The 13,698-nt window shown below is 70.8% G+C and carries 17 protein-coding genes; all 17 read right to left on the bottom strand.

The features are described from left to right. Nucleotides 1–8: 8 nt before the first annotated feature. Nucleotides 9–2,294: a hypothetical protein gene (locus ABD352_RS01740; RefSeq protein ID WP_344610380.1), complete on the bottom strand. Its 2,286-nt coding sequence runs from the start codon at nucleotides 2,292–2,294 to the stop codon at nucleotides 9–11. A gap of 216 nt (nucleotides 2,295–2,510) precedes the next feature. Beyond that, the gene (locus ABD352_RS01735) at nucleotides 2,511–2,993 is read right to left on the bottom strand and encodes a DUF7426 family protein (protein ID WP_344610379.1); all 483 of its coding nucleotides are present in this window, start codon (nucleotides 2,991–2,993) and stop codon (nucleotides 2,511–2,513) included. Further along, nucleotides 2,990–3,454, bottom strand: coding sequence for a phage tail tube protein (locus tag ABD352_RS01730; RefSeq protein ID WP_344610378.1), 465 nt, complete (start codon nucleotides 3,452–3,454; stop codon nucleotides 2,990–2,992). The genes ABD352_RS01735 and ABD352_RS01730 overlap by 4 nt, the downstream gene beginning before the upstream one ends. A gap of 14 nt (nucleotides 3,455–3,468) precedes the next feature. Next, nucleotides 3,469–3,915, bottom strand: coding sequence for a minor capsid protein (locus ABD352_RS01725; protein ID WP_344610377.1), 447 nt, complete (start codon nucleotides 3,913–3,915; stop codon nucleotides 3,469–3,471). Next, complete coding sequence (locus ABD352_RS01720; RefSeq protein ID WP_344610376.1) at nucleotides 3,912–4,259, bottom strand: hypothetical protein; 348 nt, start codon at nucleotides 4,257–4,259, stop codon at nucleotides 3,912–3,914. Before ABD352_RS01720 ends, ABD352_RS01725 begins: the two co-directional genes overlap by 4 nt. A 7-nt stretch (nucleotides 4,260–4,266) precedes the next feature. Further along, nucleotides 4,267–4,596, bottom strand: a complete 330-nt coding sequence (locus ABD352_RS01715; protein ID WP_344610375.1) for a hypothetical protein — start codon at nucleotides 4,594–4,596, stop codon at nucleotides 4,267–4,269. After that, nucleotides 4,596–5,273 (bottom strand): hypothetical protein, encoded by a 678-nt coding sequence (locus tag ABD352_RS01710; protein WP_344610374.1) that lies wholly within the window; start codon nucleotides 5,271–5,273, stop codon nucleotides 4,596–4,598. Before ABD352_RS01710 ends, ABD352_RS01715 begins: the two co-directional genes overlap by 1 nt. Beyond that, on the bottom strand, nucleotides 5,270–6,322 hold the full coding sequence (locus ABD352_RS01705) for a hypothetical protein (protein WP_344610373.1): 1,053 nt from the start codon (nucleotides 6,320–6,322) through the stop codon (nucleotides 5,270–5,272). Before ABD352_RS01705 ends, ABD352_RS01710 begins: the two co-directional genes overlap by 4 nt. 7 nt (nucleotides 6,323–6,329) lie before the next feature. Then, nucleotides 6,330–6,767 carry a hypothetical protein gene (locus tag ABD352_RS01700; protein WP_344610372.1) on the bottom strand — a complete coding sequence of 146 codons (438 nt, stop codon included), beginning with the start codon at nucleotides 6,765–6,767 and terminating at the stop codon, nucleotides 6,330–6,332. A gap of 8 nt (nucleotides 6,768–6,775) precedes the next feature. Next, nucleotides 6,776–7,282 carry a hypothetical protein gene (locus ABD352_RS01695; RefSeq protein WP_344610371.1) on the bottom strand — a complete coding sequence of 169 codons (507 nt, stop codon included), beginning with the start codon at nucleotides 7,280–7,282 and terminating at the stop codon, nucleotides 6,776–6,778. A gap of 88 nt (nucleotides 7,283–7,370) precedes the next feature. After that, a complete protein-coding gene (locus ABD352_RS01690; RefSeq protein ID WP_344610370.1) occupies nucleotides 7,371–7,961 on the bottom strand; it encodes a DUF4082 domain-containing protein in 591 nt (196 codons plus the stop codon). Nucleotides 7,962–7,964: 3 nt separating this feature from the next. After that, nucleotides 7,965–8,360: a hypothetical protein gene (locus tag ABD352_RS01685; protein WP_344610369.1), complete on the bottom strand. Its 396-nt coding sequence runs from the start codon at nucleotides 8,358–8,360 to the stop codon at nucleotides 7,965–7,967. Nucleotides 8,361–8,367: 7 nt separating this feature from the next. Then, complete coding sequence (locus ABD352_RS01680; protein WP_344610368.1) at nucleotides 8,368–9,384, bottom strand: major capsid protein; 1,017 nt, start codon at nucleotides 9,382–9,384, stop codon at nucleotides 8,368–8,370. A 14-nt stretch (nucleotides 9,385–9,398) separates the two neighbouring features. Beyond that, nucleotides 9,399–10,106 (bottom strand): hypothetical protein, encoded by a 708-nt coding sequence (locus ABD352_RS01675; protein WP_344610367.1) that lies wholly within the window; start codon nucleotides 10,104–10,106, stop codon nucleotides 9,399–9,401. 126 nt (nucleotides 10,107–10,232) lie between these two features. Then, nucleotides 10,233–10,454, bottom strand: a complete 222-nt coding sequence (locus ABD352_RS01670) for a hypothetical protein (protein ID WP_344610366.1) — start codon at nucleotides 10,452–10,454, stop codon at nucleotides 10,233–10,235. Further along, nucleotides 10,454–12,478 (bottom strand): NUDIX domain-containing protein, encoded by a 2,025-nt coding sequence (locus tag ABD352_RS01665; protein WP_344610365.1) that lies wholly within the window; start codon nucleotides 12,476–12,478, stop codon nucleotides 10,454–10,456. The genes ABD352_RS01670 and ABD352_RS01665 overlap by 1 nt, the downstream gene beginning before the upstream one ends. An 11-nt stretch (nucleotides 12,479–12,489) precedes the next feature. After that, nucleotides 12,490–13,695 (bottom strand): phage minor capsid protein, encoded by a 1,206-nt coding sequence (locus tag ABD352_RS01660; protein WP_344610364.1) that lies wholly within the window; start codon nucleotides 13,693–13,695, stop codon nucleotides 12,490–12,492. Nucleotides 13,696–13,698 lie beyond the last annotated feature (3 nt).

Genomic DNA, 13,698 nt, shown 5'->3' with positions numbered 1-13,698 from the left:
TTTCGGTGCTATGCGCCGATGACGGCCTCGACGCGGCCGCCGCGGATGGCCACCGTCTCGCGCAGGCCGGCCAGCAGGCCGGTGCCGACGAGGGTGATCTGGCCGCTGATCTGGCCGCCGCCTCCGCCGTTGCGCCACCCGGGGGCGAGCGGCTGGACCTGGGCGCCCTTCGGCAGCGGGAGCGTGATGCCCTCGGTGCTGTGCTCGGCGATGTGGACCAGGCCGTCGCTGACGAGGGTGCCGCCGGCGGCGAGGCGCTTGATCGGTGCGACGCCGAGCGACGTGCCGCCGAAGTGGCCGAGGAGGCCTAGGTCGGCGCCGGGAATCGCGAACCGCAGCCGGTTCCAGCCGTCGATGATGAAGTTGAGCACGCTGCGGGCTTCCTCGCGGACCGGGCCGAACAGGCTGGTCTTCGCGAGGAGGTCCTTGACCTCGCCGACCTTGCCCTTGATCGTGTCGATCGCGTCGGAGGTGTCGGTCTTCCAGCCCTTGACGGTGTCGATCCAGCCAGAGACGGTGTTCTTCCACTCCTCGGCCTCGCTGATCCATTTGCGGGCCGTGGGAATGCCGGTGTCGTCGAGCCACTTCAGCACTTCGATCATGACATTGAAGCTGGAGTGGATGTTGTCGATGAACTGGGCGACCTGCGCCTGGTTCTGTGGGTCTTTGAGCCACTCGGAGAATCCCTCGAGGCTCTTCTTCAGGCCCTGCAGCGCAGAGTCGTCGGCCTTACGGTTCTCGGTTCCGGTCCAGATGGCGAACAGCTGTCCGCTGATCTTGATGACGTCGCCGGTGATGTCCCAGATCTGGGACAGGTAGAACGCCGACTCTTTGAAGAAGGAGCTGAGCTTGCCCGACTTGTCGGCCTTGTCGATCCAGTTTGAAAAGTTGGTGATCGCGCCGGCGAGCTTGGTGCCGAGCATGTCGACGAACGGGGCCGACGCCGCGGACAGCTGGCCCCAGGCGCGCATGAACGGGCCTCCGACCGCCTTGCCGACGCGGTCGATCAGGCCACGGACCGACTCCAGCCCGATCATGGTGTTGTGGATGAACTCCGGCGTCCGGGTGGTGCTCGCGCCGGTCTTGAAGATCGCGTTGTAGGTGTCGGCGTACCGGCCGAGCTCATCCTTGAGCGGCTGGAACCACGCCTTCGCCGAGGCCTTGATCTCGCTCGGGACGCCCTTGAACAGCCGCTCCTGGGTGGAGAGCCGCAGGTCCTCCCACTGCGCCTTGAGGCTCTTGATCGCGTCGACGGTGGCCTGTGCCGACGCGGAGATCTTCGTGAGCGCGGCGGCGGCCCCACCGGCGCCGGACCGCCGGGCCTGGTCGAGGGAGTGCTGGGCGTCCTCCAGGGCGTATGTCGCCTGCTCCTGCCGCTTCAGGGCGGCTTGGACCTGGTCGGACCCCTCGACGCCGTCCCGGTCGGCCTTGGCCCGTTCCTTGCCGAGGTCCTCGACGCGGTCCCGGACGTCGGCCAGGTTGAGTTTGGCGTCCTCGAGCGCCTCCTGCGCCTCGTTGATCTTGTCGCCGTTCCCGCCGGCGCGGGCACGGGCGAGGGCCTTCTCCGCCTCGGCGACCGCGCGTGTGGCCTTCTTCTGGTCGTTCGAGGCGTGGGCCTGCGCGCGGGCCAGGTCCTCGAGCCGCTCGATCTCGTCCTCGCGGGCCCGGTTGACTGCCTCCGACGCCTCGGCAGCGTCCCTCGTGGCCAGTGTGAGGTTCCGCTGCGCCACGGCGACCTGGTACGCCTTGTCCGCCGCGCTCTGTCCGCTCGAGGCCGTCTTCTTGAACGCGTCACCGAGGCCGACGAAGCCGATGAGGAGCGTGGCGATCGCGGCACCGGCGCCGCTGGCCAGCGCGGGAAGTGAGCCGAGTGCGCCACCAAGCGTGAACACAGCCGGGCCGGCAAACAAGGCGACTGCTGCTAGCGCGGCGATCACCTTGACCAGGCCCATGAACGGGATGTCGGACACCGTGAGCTTGTCGAACCAGCGCTGCAGCCCGCTGAATAGCTGGCTGCCAGCCTGCTGGCCGGCCTGCTCACCAGCGACCGCGCTCTCCGCCACGAACCGTCCGAGGCTGTCGTGCAAGCGGCCGTTGTGGTCGCGGAACAGGCCCTCGGCGAAGAGCTGGCCGCCACGCTCGCCAGCGGCGCCGGCGGTTGCGGCCGCATGCTCGACGACGTCGTCGACGTGCCGGCCGAACCGGTCGAAGCGGCGTTCGCCGCGGTCAAGGCCTCGCTCGAGGTCGGAGTCGTCGGCCTTGAGAAAGGCGACCAGCTCGCCGAGTTTCAGCATGGTCGCCTCCTCATGTGCGTGGGGTCATGGCCCGGGCGATGCGGGTGTCGGCGGAGAGAAGGCCGAGGATCCGGACGCGGAGCCACCGCCAGTCGCGGCGGCGCATGAGCTCGCGGTCGCCGACGTCGACGCCGGCGTCCTGCAGGTCGGCCTCGACGATTGCCCAGCGCGTCAGGATGTCCGCCCAGGTGACGGCCGGTCCGCTGGTGCCAGGCTTTAGGTCTTCCGGGAGCTCGTACCACTCGAAGAGCCCCGTTTCCGGGTCTTTCTCGCCCCGCCCGTACCTTTCGAGGTCCGCCGACGTTCGGCCCGGTTTGAGGCTTTTCCCGGTTCCCCGCCGCCTGGGTTGGCCCAGTAGTGGGCGGCGGCTTCCTCGCCCATGACGATCCAGATCAGGGCGGTGTTCACGCAGTGCTTGATCCGCATGAGGTCGACTCCGTTGGCCTGCATCTGGCTGTAGGCGTCGCCGAGGACGATCTCCGGGATGGTCTTGCCGTCCGGCGGAGTGCCGAGGGCGGTGACCCGCTCGATGATGGCGTCTGTGTCGTCTTCGTGTTGCAGCGCCTGGCCGGTGACAACCATCTGCTGCAGCCAGAGCCCGTAGGTGGCGCTCGGTGGCTGGATGGCGTACTCGACCCCGCCGACCGGTAGAACGAGCCCTGGGTCGAAGAACTCGTTGAGGTCCTTGAACTGCGTCATGCCAGCGGGTTGGCGATCGGCGTGCGGGCGCCGTCGCCGGTGATGGTCGCGGTGACGGCGTCGAGGTCAGTGACGCCGGAGTTGGCGCGCTCGAGGCCGACGATGCCGTAGCCCTCGTAGGCCTCGTCGCCGCCGTCGCGGTCGTACCAGCGGATGTGGGCGCGGGCCTCGTCGCCGAACTGGTCCTCGGCGGCCCGGAGGTACTCCTGGGCGACCGGGAACTGGCCGGCCTGGTTCTTCTTGCGCAGGTAGGTGGCGGTAGCCGTCCATGCCTGCTGGGTCTTCTCCTGGCCGACCCAGCCGTCGTTGTCGTAGTCCGAGGCGTCCTGCAGCGTCGGCGCCACACCGGGCTTGAAGTCCGTGATGCCGAGCAGCGGATTCCATACCGGCGGCGTGGCCGGCCAGTTCGTGTCGATGTCGACCTTGAAGCGCCGCGCGAGCGCGGTTGTCTCTCCAGACACCAGATTCTCCCTGCTCAGAACGGGCGAGCGGCGGTAGGCCGCATCGCGTCGACGTAGTAGTTGGAGGTCCACTCCCACCGGTCGGTGGCGTCGCGGGCCTGGCCGAGGGCCGCCGACGAGCGGCGGTAGATCTGCACGACGCGGACGCCGCCGAGCTCGGTCTGCTCGAGGCCGTGCAGGACCTCGAAGACGGCGTCGTCCAGGTCGCGAACCTCGCGCGGGTCGCGGCCGGCCCGGGTGCGCACCTGCACGCCGACGGTGACGTCGGCCTGCGACGGGTGGTCGCTGACCGGGTACGCGCCGAGGCAGATAACCCGCTCGGGTTCGGGCGGCATGCCACTGTCCACGATTCCGGTGTCGCCGGCGGCGTAGGGGCTCCCGTCCGGGCGCCAGACGCCGACGCCGGCGTCGGCGAGCAGCTGGGCGATGCCGGACAGCAGGTTGGTGGTCCAGCCGCTCATCCGCGCATCTTCCGGCGGACCTCCGCGGCGACGAGGGCAATCATCGTGTTCTTCTCCGTGTGGAAGGGCTGCTCGAGGTACTTGGCCTGCCTGCCGGGGTCGTGCCGGTAGGTCAGCTCCTCGTGCTGGATCACGGCGTACGGGGTGTCGTACGAGACCGCGGCACGCCGCTCGGAGGCGTCGACGGAGGCGACACCGGACCGCTCAAGGGTGGCCTCGTCGATCGGGACGAGGGTCCGGGACACCTGCAGCAGGTGCTCGGCGGCGACGGTGAGGCCCTGGACCTGGCCGACGCGGATCTCGCCGAGGATCCGGGAGCCGTTCCACTGCCGGTAGACGGGCATGGGCGCCTCACTCGCAGACGATCTCCAGGTGCTCGGGCACGTCCAGGCCGCCGCCGTCGCGGCGCAGGGTGGTGATGACGAGGGTCTGCTGGCCGTCCGGGAGGGTGACCCTCGACCGGTCGGGGCAGACTGTGGCCAGCGGGGCGTACACCCGGGACATCGAGACCACGGTCGAGCCGGTGGGCAGGCGCATCAGCTTGCGGCCCTGGTCGGCGATGCACGGCGTGATCTGGACCGGCCGGCCGAAGACGTCGCCGTAGGCGCCGGAGCCGGCGTGCGGCTCGATCGTGACCGTGTGGCTGGCGCCGAGCTCGTCGAGCAGGTCAGCGAGGTCCATCAGGTCCCGACCTCCCACGAGATCTTGTCCGAGGGGAGCTCGCGCAGGCGGGCGAACGCGGCCGCGCTGTACGGGCTGGTGGGGCCCCCGCCGGCGGGCTGCTGCCGGGAGACGTTGACGGAGCCGATCGAAGCCGACGTGACGCCGGGAGCGCCGGCGGCCGCCGCGGTGCCGATGAAGCGCCCGTACTCCGCCTGCAGGCACGTTGCGTCGCGAAGGGCCATCGTGACCTCGGCGTCGGTGGGCATGCTGTCGGCGTTGACGTCGTACACGGCGGTCAGGAGCATCTCGTCGACACGCCTGGACGCGGCGATGAGCGCGCGGCGGGCGCCGGGCGGACAGGCGGTCAGCAGGTGGTTGGCGTAGTCGGTCGTCGTGGCGTACACCCGGGTGCCGGAGGCTGTGGCAGTCGGGTCCGGCGCGACGGAAACGACCAGGCGCTGCTTGCCCGCGCCGGAGCCAGTAACGTCCCAGCGCTCCACCCAGTCGCCGGCGACGACGAGCTCGTAGGCGGCGGCCTCCCAGGTCTTACCGCCGTCGCTCGAGGTCGTGGTCAGCACGGTCGCCGCGCCGGTCGCCGGGTTGGTGACGGTGACGGCGGCGGCCGTGGTGCCGTCCCCCTCGGCGACGGTCAGGGTTGGGATATGCCAGTCGCCGGCGTCGTAGACGTCGGTCACGATGCCTCCAGGGTGCTGCTGCGGCCGCCGGCGGCCAGGGTGCCGCGGGCGCGGCCGCCAGCGACGAGGAACCCGCCAGGACGGGTGACGACGCCACCGCTGGCCGAGAGCTGCACGGCAGCATCGATCTCGGACGCCGGAGGGAGGGTGCGCCGCTTCGCCCGGCCCAGCGGCAGCGCGGTTGTCGTCTCGCCGGCGACGGCCAGCTTGCGGGCCTTCCCCGCGGCCAGGGTGAGCGCAGTGCAGGTCTCGGTGGCGGTCGCGAGCGTCCGGGCCTTCGATCGGCCCAGGGTGAGCGCCGTGCTCGACTCGGCGGCGACGCCGAGGGTGTGGCGCTTGCCGCGGCCCAGCGCGAGCGCGCTGCTCGTCTCGACGGCGATCGGGAGGTCCAGGGTGATGCCACTGGAGATCGTGTACGACCAGCCCGGCGGGTCGGTGCCGACCGCTGGGCTGGTGTTGACGATCGAGGTCTGGTCGGCGCCGCCACCGGTGAGGTCGAGGACCAGATCGGTGTCCGCGGCCTGATTGAACGCCCACAGCGCTGCGGGGTTGAGGTCGTACCAGTCCTGTAGAGCGGTGTGCCCTGCCGCCTCGACTTGCATGTCGGTGAGGGCGGCCGCCCAGACGCCGATCGCGGCCCCGGTGAAGTTGCCGCGGTTGTAGGCCTTGCCCAGCCAGATGTTGTCGATGGCCGCACCCGGGTCGCCGAGGACGGATCCGTTGCTGTGCGCCCAAGTGCCGGTGGTCGGTGACCAGTAGTGCCAGCGGATCGTGGCGGAACCTGCGGCCTTGGAGTAGCCGACGATGGCCCACACGCCGGTCTCGCTGGTCGGGCCGCCGGTGAAGTCACCGTCCGCGAAGAACTTGCCGGAGTCGCTGAGCAGTGACCGGACCGGGGTGGTGCCAGCGCGCAATTGGATGACGCCCGTGCCGGAGCCGGCCACGTTGATGTAGGCCAGGATGGTGTGCGCGCCGGAGCCGAGTCCGGCCGCGCCGCCTGCGGCCTCGATGATGATCGAGTCGTTGGCGAACGACCAGGTCCGAGACACGGCGGACTCAGCTGGCCCGGGCGAAGTCGTTGACGGTGACGGTGATGTCCGTGCCGTCGGGCGTGGCGGCGAAGTCGTGCCAGCTCAGCGGGATGAGGTCGGCGTCGGTGCCGGTCGTGGTGTCAGGGTCGTAGGCGATGAGGATGTCGGAGATCGGGTTGCCGGTGGCCGCGGCCCAGACGATGTTGTCGCTGTCGAGCGCGACCCGGTCGTTGGCGTCGTCGATGGTCACCCCGACGTTGGTGAGGACCTTGCGGCCCATCGTGGTCTGCTCGTTCGACGGTCCGGCCAGCAGCGCGGCGACGGTGTCGTAGTCGATGAGGGTCGCGTCGGCCTCGACGCCGGAGGCCTCGATCGGGATGGCGATCAGGGCGTCGTTGGCGTTGGGGAGGCTGGCGTAGTGGGCGATGCGGCCCTTGGCGACGTTGAGGACGAAGGTGCCCACGGATGCTCCTAGGCGCTGGCGCCGATCAGGACGATGTCGTAGTCGACGCTGCTGCCGGCGCCCGAGTTGGCGACCCGGAGGATGTCGCCGGTGCTGGCGGTGACCGGGTAGCCGGTGGCGTCGGGGGCGACGAGGAGGAGTAGGCCGCCCGGGCGGACGATGATCTTGTCGGTGGCGTCGGCGACCCAGTTGATGAACTGGTTGGATGCGCCGCCGCCGACGATGACGTTGTTGGCGTTGCCTCGAGCGGCCCGGACGAGCATGGCCTTGATCCGGGCGAAGGTGATGGTGCCGCCGAGGCCGTCGGAGAGGGAGCCGGCCAGGTCGAGGTCGTCGTTGCTGGAGGCGTTGATCGTGCGGTGGTCGCTCCAGAGCTTATCGGCCTTGTCGGCGGTGGTGCCGGATGGCCACCGGTATGCGACGTCGAGGCTGATCGGGAGCTCGGCCTGGCCGAGGTCGAGCGCGTTCTGCAGGACGGCCGCCAGGTCGACGGCGATCCGCGTGTTGAGGGTCATGATCTGCCTTCCGGGCGGCTGAGCGGGCTCGTGGACAGCGCAGGGCCCGGCCGGCGGCGTGGCCGGGCCCGTAGGCGTGCTGGGTGCGTTAGGACACGATGGCGAGCGGGCACTTGGCGACGCCCGTCTGTGCGCCCGTGGTGGCCGGGAACGTGCCGCCGAGCGCCGACCCGAAGGTGAAGCCGAGCGCCTTGCTGCCGGTGTGCACGACCGCGGTGGCGGTGACGATCGGCGCGGCCCCGACCAGGCTGTTGACGGCGGTGGTCGCGGTCGTCGTGGTCGCGACGATGTACCAGCCGTCCTTCTGGATCGTGACCGGCGCGGTCAGCGCCAGCTTGAGCGCGCTGTTCGCCGCCCATGCCGCAGTGAGCTGGTCGGCGGTCTGGGCGAGCAGGTTGCCGTCCGGGTCGTACAGGGCGTGCGCCCGGTGGGTCGGCGTGTTCTCCGCGGTGTTGCCGGACACGAACGAGATGTTCGTGACGACGTCGCCCTTGCGCAGGTAGATCCGGGTGCCGATCGCCACGCCGGAGGCGGTGGCGGCCAGGTCGCTGGTGCACGCCCACACCGGGATGTTGGGGCGGACGAAGGCGTCCTCGTCGACGCCGGGCAGGGCGTTGTACGGCATGTCGAGCGCCGGCGAGTCGGCGAGTGGGCGGTTGTGGCGGCCGAGGACCGTCATGGCTCAGGCCTCCTTCGGGCCGAGGAAGGCCTCGGCCAGCTGGTCGCGGGTGGCGGATTCCGCCTCGGCATCGGGCACACCGTGGGTGACGGCGTAGGCCTTCCAGTCGGCCTTCGATGCAGAGCGGGTCGGCGGGCCGGCCTCCTTCGCATCGGCCTGGTCCTCGAGCGGCTTGCCGTTGGCGTCGAGCTCGGTGACCGTGTAGCCGCGCCGGCGCTGCGCGAACAGCACGATGCTGCGCCCGGGCGAGATCTGGTGCTCGTCGGCCAGGGAAACACCGTTGTGGTCGCGGGTGTCGTCGAACTGGACCCGCGCGACGCCGTCGGCGAAGGCCACGGGTCCGATGCGGCCGGTGAAGTCGGCCTTGGGCGTGCGGATTTCGAAGTAGTGGGTGGTCATCGTGGCCTCACTTGACCTTGATGTTGCGGAAGACGCCGCAGGAACGGGACGACTTGAGGACGAGGGTGGCCGGCCCGATCTCGAGCTCGCCGGTCTTGACCGCGCCGGAGGTGGTCCAGTCCGGGTCCCAGGTCTCGACGAGGGGCTTGCCGGCCACGGTGGCGCCGTGGAGCGCCTCGAGGCCGAACCGCACCGCGTAGAGGTCGGTGAGGTTGGTGATGTTCCCGCCGCCGCCCGCGCCGTCGGGGTCGCGGGTCTCGATCGGGATCGTGTACTGCAGCCCGGTGAGGTCGCTGTTGACCGTGCCGAGGTCCTGCAGGACGGCGTTGCCGTACCGCTCGATGGTGCGGCCGAGGCTGTCCTGCTCGATCGTGTAGGTGCCGGCCTTCTTGGCGATCGCCTTGACCCGGTTGATCATGAGCCGGTTGCCGAGCAGCGCGCCGGGCTCGCTGTCCAGCAGCGACAGGAACTCGTCGAGCACGTCCGAGGCGCTCACCGCCTTGTCGACCGTGTCGATCGCAGCCGCCGACCAGTCCACGTAGAACGTGGACGCGTTCGGGAAGAACTCCGTGACGCTGCCGGTGAGCGCGACGTCCAGGCCGTCGAAGCCGAGCGGGTCGCTGGCGTGGTCGCCGTTGATCAGCTTGTCCGCGAAGGTGACGGCGGCACCCTTGATGAGCTGGGTCGTCTGGAGCGCCATTTCGTCGGTGCGCCGCGGGCCGAGGTGGGCGAGGGCGCGGTCGAGGTTGTACGCGCCGCCGAACGGGTACAGCGACGCGGTGTACTGCGTGCGCTTGGCCTCGGCCGGCTGGTACTCGGTGTTGTAGGCGCGGAAGGCGCCGCCGCGGGTCTGGGTGAGCCGCGAATAGGTGTAGGTGGTGGAGGCGCCGCCCACGCCGGGTGTGGCGACGTCGTCCCATTCCATCTGGTCCATGAGCCACGACGTGCGACGAGTCTCGTCGATCACGGCGTAGTCCACGTCCGACGCGGAGTTCTTCTGCGCGTCGGCGAGGCTGATCACCATGTGGTGTCTCCTGGTTACTTGTTGAGGGTGCGGGCGTACGCCTCGCGCAGGCTCTTCGGCCGGCCTTCGCCGGAGCCGCCGGAGCCGCCGGCGACCGCGCCGAGGCGGCCGGTGCTGTTCGAGGTGGCCGCCTTGAGGTTCGGGTTCCGTGCGACCGCGGCCTCGATCTTGGCCTTGACGGCGGTCCGGAACTCGTCGCTGTCGGTGTCGGCCTCGAGCAGGTCGTCGAGGCTGTCGATGAACGACATGCTGTCGAGCAGGGCGTCCGGGTTGGCGCCGGCCTTGCCGGCGAGACGGTGGACGGCCAACTGCACGCCGGCGCGCCAGGCGGCGGCCTCGGCCTGCTCGGCTCGTGTGGTGAGCTGCGAGGCCGCGGCCTCCGGGTCGGTAGCCTCGCTGCCGTCCGGGTTCCGCCCGAGCGCCTTCAGCACTCCGGCAAGCCGGTCGTTCGCCGCCTTGGCCTCGGCCTTGGCGGTCTTCTCCCCGTCGCGGGCGGACTGGAGTGCTCGAGCGGCCCGGTCCGGGTCGAAGTCGCCGGTGAAGTTGGGCTTTCGGTCCGCGTCGCCGTCCTTGCCGTCGCCGCTGTCGCCGTCCTGCCCGGTGCTGCTGCCACCGCCGGCGCCGCCGTCGGTGGGGTTGTCCGTCGGCGCGTCGCGCAGGGCCGGGCCGCGGTAGGCGAGGCCGTTGATGGCGAGCAGGGTCCGACGTCGGGTGAGGTGCATGGGTGGCCCTCCTTGGGGTCAACCGGTGGTGATCTCGCCGCGGCCTTGCGCGGGAGTCTGTGGGGCGTGTCCGGGCATGCAAAACGGGGCCCTGAGCTGCTCAGGACCCCGTGTGCGGAGGACGCGTCAGTCGTTGCCGGGGATGTCAGACGGGTCGGCCCAGGCCTGGCGCTCGAGGGTGCGCTCCAGCTCCTCGATGCGGAGCCGGAGGGGCTGCGGCAGGTCGTTCCAGGTGGTCGCGGTCGCGAGCGCCTGCTGGATGTCGATGCGGTCGTCCGGGTGGACATCGTGGGCGCCGAGGAGGTCGACGAGCCGCTCGTACAGCTGTGCGTCAGGCTGGCCTGCCACTATGCCTCCTCGACTACCAGAACCGACCGGTTCAGGATGTTGAATGCGGGCTTTCCCGGCTTTGCGACGTGCGGCCCGGTCGTGTGCGGGATTTCGATCATGTCGTATCCCTTTGCCGCGGCGTACCGGCCTTCGTCATACAGGGTGCCGTTCTCGCCTACTTGGCCTTTCGCCTTCGACCGCGACGAGCTCGCTGCACGCGCTTCGCTGACGACCTTGGTATGCGGGACGATCTTGGCCGACTTCGGGATGAGGACTCGCACGAGGCTGCCTTTCGTGCCGTCAGCGTACTGCTCCGCGAACCCCTTGTCGGTGGCGAAGTAGTAGCCGTTGCCGAAGATGCCGAGGCCGTAGTACGCAGGCCCTGACCTCAGCTCCTCGTTGATGTCCGCGGCCGACTTGGTCTGCGACACCGCGCCTCCGCGGGTTGCGCGGAAGCCAGCCGAGCCGGTCGATCCGCGGACGCCGCGCCACGCCTCAATGTAGTTGCCCGTCGCCAGCAGCTTGTCCATGTCGGCCTTGCTGGCCACCGTCGGCACGTCGTCGAAGCCCTGCAGCGCGCCGATCGCCGCGAGACGGCCGTCAGCGGTCTTTCCGTCGTACTGGGTCCGCATCTGCTTGACCTGCTGCCGCAACGCGTCCTTGGTGGCCGTGTCCGGCAGCAGGTCGCGGCCAGTCGACGGCTTGTGCGGCGGCTTCGCCGGCGTCGGCGCGGGCGCGGCGATCGCGGCGGCAGCGGCCAGCCGGGCCGGCTTGGTTGTAACCGGGCCCGGCCGTCCGACCTGCCGATGCTTGGGCGGGAACAGGCTCATGACGTTCGCCTGCAGCTGGCCACCGGCGAGCGGCTTGAGCAGCTCGCCACGCTGGTCGAGCGCGTCGATCTCGTCGCGGGTCATCCACTTCGCGTCGGCGGTCTCCATGCGCGCGTGGTGCGAGCTCAGGTCGGGCTTGAGCTGCTTGTTGACAGTCGCCGCGATGGAGTGGTACGCCCAGCCGTCCGGGATCGAGTGCTCGTGGAAGCCGTGGACTTGAGCGCCGGCGAGGTCGGTGTCTTTGAAGCCGAGCTCCTCGACGACCTCGCGGGCGGCGCCCTGGAAGTAGTCCTCCTTCGACTCGCGCGCCCCACCAGGAAACTGCCACTTGCCCGGGTCGCTGATACCCGGCCCGCGCTGCACCATCAGGTACCGCTCTTTGCCGTCGGCCGGGTCGACGTGGCGCAGCATGAGGCCGCTGGCCCCGTACTTGCCCCACGGCCCGCTCTGGCCGTTCTTCAGCCGGAACCATCCATCGCCGGACTGGCCACGCTGCCCAGCCGGCAGCACCGTGAGCCGCCCTGAAAGGCCGTTCGGGAAGCGGGTCTGGCCGGCCACGGCGCTGACTGGAGGGAGTACCGACTGGGTCGGGATGTGCCCGTGTGGGGTGCCCGGTGGGGTGAACCGGTCGATGAGCTTCTGGGCCCGCTTGGTGCTGGCCAGGCTCTTCGAGGTGGTGGCAATGTACGACAGGTCCCCGAGCAGCGTGGACTTTTCGGCCGCGCTGAGCCCATCGAAGTCGTCACGGCGGAGCCCGCCGTACGCGCTGAGCTGGAAGGCCATCTGCCGGGCCTTGGGGTGGCGCCCGTAGATGGCGTCGCGTGCAGTGTCCACTTTCGCGGTACTGGACGTGGCTGTGGGCGGTGCCGCCGCGCTCGGTTTGCTGGTGGACGCGCCGAACGCTGCACGTGCGCGTCCGGCTTTCGCCGCGTGCGGTGTTGCTGGCGCGGGCGCCGGAGCCACGTGGGCGGCTGGCGCAGGCGACGACCCCGCCGAGGGCCAGGACCCGGGCGTCGGGGCCGGACGCGCCGCGCGCATGCGCTGTGCGGCGCGTCCGGTGCCTGCGGGCGTCGGAACGCTTGGTGTGACCGCTGGTACCGTCGGCGCGCCGGCCGAACCCTTCTTGACGAACCTCCCGCCGTGCCCACGTGGGTGCTTGATGTTGAAGGCCGCGAGCGCGCCGTCGCTGAGCTTCCCGCGTGCCTTAGCCATGGTTCCTCCGGTCAGCGCGCGGCGCCGATCTGTTCTCGCTCTGGGTGGCGGCGCAGGCCGGTCGTGGCGACGTGCGCACGGATACGGGCCTGCCAGGCGCGGACCTTGGCCCGGGCGCGGTCGCTGGCGGCCGGGTCGATGGCCGCGGCCGCGCGGAGCTTCCAGGCGCGGACGCCGCGTTCGAGGTACCGCAGCTGCTGCCGGGCCCGGTCGCCTTCGGGATCCGCGGTATGGTGCGGGATCCTCGTGACGCCGGGCAGGTAGATCGACAGGCTGTGCCTGCAGTTCGGGTGCATGAGGCCGGCGGCGATCGCCTCGGCGACGCTGCCAGCGATGTGGACGTCGACGAGCTCGCCGTCACGGGTGGCGTGCTCGAGGCGGACGGTACGGGCGCCCGGGGGGCCGACGCGGGCGAGAACCTTGCCCTCCCACGGCCGGCACAGGATGCACTCCTGTGGGGCGTCGGAGACGATGACGAGGTCGATTCCGGCCTGGCCGAGCCGGTCGAGGTGGCCCTGTACCGCGGCGTGCGCGGTAGTGGTGCGGACGGCCATCTCGACGTAGGAGGCGAGGTTCCAGCGTCGGCCGCGGCTGTCGACGAAGCCGGTGATGCCCTGCCCGAGGAGCTGCTCCCAGGCCTGTTGAGCGGCCTGACGCCGGGTCAGCGTGCCGAGGAGCACCGGTGCGGCCGCTCGAGCGACGACCGTGCGGTAGGCGTCGAGCGCCCAGCGCAGGACCGGCAGGTGGGTGCCCTGCAGTGTGCTGGCCAGGTTGAACGCCAGGACCTGCAGGGCGTCGACGCCGGGCAGCGCTGCCCGGACGGCGGTGGCCTCCGCCCAGATCGCCGCGGCGTGCTGCTCGGCGACCGCGGAGAGCCGGGCCATGCCAGCTACCTGGTTGCCGAGGGCGAGCCGGTGCAGCTGCGGGATCTGCTGCCGGGCGAGCTCGTCGAGCGCTTCGCGGCCGCCGCGCACGTACGCAAGCACGATGGCCTGCGCGATCTGGTCGCGCTGGCGCCCGGTGAGCTGCTGCAGCAGCCGCTCGGCCCAACGGCGGAGCGTGGCCAGGGCGGCGAGCTTGTCGGCGGCCCAGGTGGGCGCTGGCATGCCGGCCGCGAGCCGGCGCGCGACCTCGGCGGCGAGCTGCCGCTCGACGTCGGCGTACAGGTCGGCGAGGTTGGCGGCCAGGTCCTCGGCAAGGGTCCGGGAGACGGGCACCGG

It is taken from the genome of Dactylosporangium salmoneum, from assembly GCF_039532525.1.
In the GTDB taxonomy this organism is placed as follows: Bacteria; Actinomycetota; Actinomycetes; order Mycobacteriales; family Micromonosporaceae; genus Dactylosporangium; species Dactylosporangium salmoneum.
This window is presented reverse-complemented; position numbering and strand designations above follow the sequence as displayed.

Excerpts from the sequence above, each read along its gene's own strand:
- ABD352_RS01740 (WP_344610380.1), bottom strand. The coding sequence starts at position 2,294 with ATGCTGAAACTCGGCGAGCTGGTCGCCTTTCTCAAGGCCGACGACTCC.
- ABD352_RS01735 (WP_344610379.1), bottom strand. The coding sequence starts at position 2,993 with ATGACGCAGTTCAAGGACCTCAACGAGTTCTTCGACCCAGGGCTCGTT.
- ABD352_RS01725 (WP_344610377.1), bottom strand. The coding sequence starts at position 3,915 with ATGAGCGGCTGGACCACCAACCTGCTGTCCGGCATCGCCCAGCTGCTC.
- ABD352_RS01720 (WP_344610376.1), bottom strand. The coding sequence starts at position 4,259 with ATGCCCGTCTACCGGCAGTGGAACGGCTCCCGGATCCTCGGCGAGATC.
- ABD352_RS01715 (WP_344610375.1), bottom strand. The coding sequence starts at position 4,596 with ATGGACCTCGCTGACCTGCTCGACGAGCTCGGCGCCAGCCACACGGTC.
- ABD352_RS01695 (WP_344610371.1), bottom strand. The coding sequence starts at position 7,282 with ATGACCCTCAACACGCGGATCGCCGTCGACCTGGCGGCCGTCCTGCAG.
- ABD352_RS01690 (WP_344610370.1), bottom strand. The coding sequence starts at position 7,961 with ATGACGGTCCTCGGCCGCCACAACCGCCCACTCGCCGACTCGCCGGCG.
- ABD352_RS01685 (WP_344610369.1), bottom strand. The coding sequence starts at position 8,360 with ATGACCACCCACTACTTCGAAATCCGCACGCCCAAGGCCGACTTCACC.
- ABD352_RS01680 (WP_344610368.1), bottom strand. The coding sequence starts at position 9,384 with ATGGTGATCAGCCTCGCCGACGCGCAGAAGAACTCCGCGTCGGACGTG.
- ABD352_RS01675 (WP_344610367.1), bottom strand. The coding sequence starts at position 10,106 with ATGCACCTCACCCGACGTCGGACCCTGCTCGCCATCAACGGCCTCGCC.
- ABD352_RS01665 (WP_344610365.1), bottom strand. The coding sequence starts at position 12,478 with ATGGCTAAGGCACGCGGGAAGCTCAGCGACGGCGCGCTCGCGGCCTTC.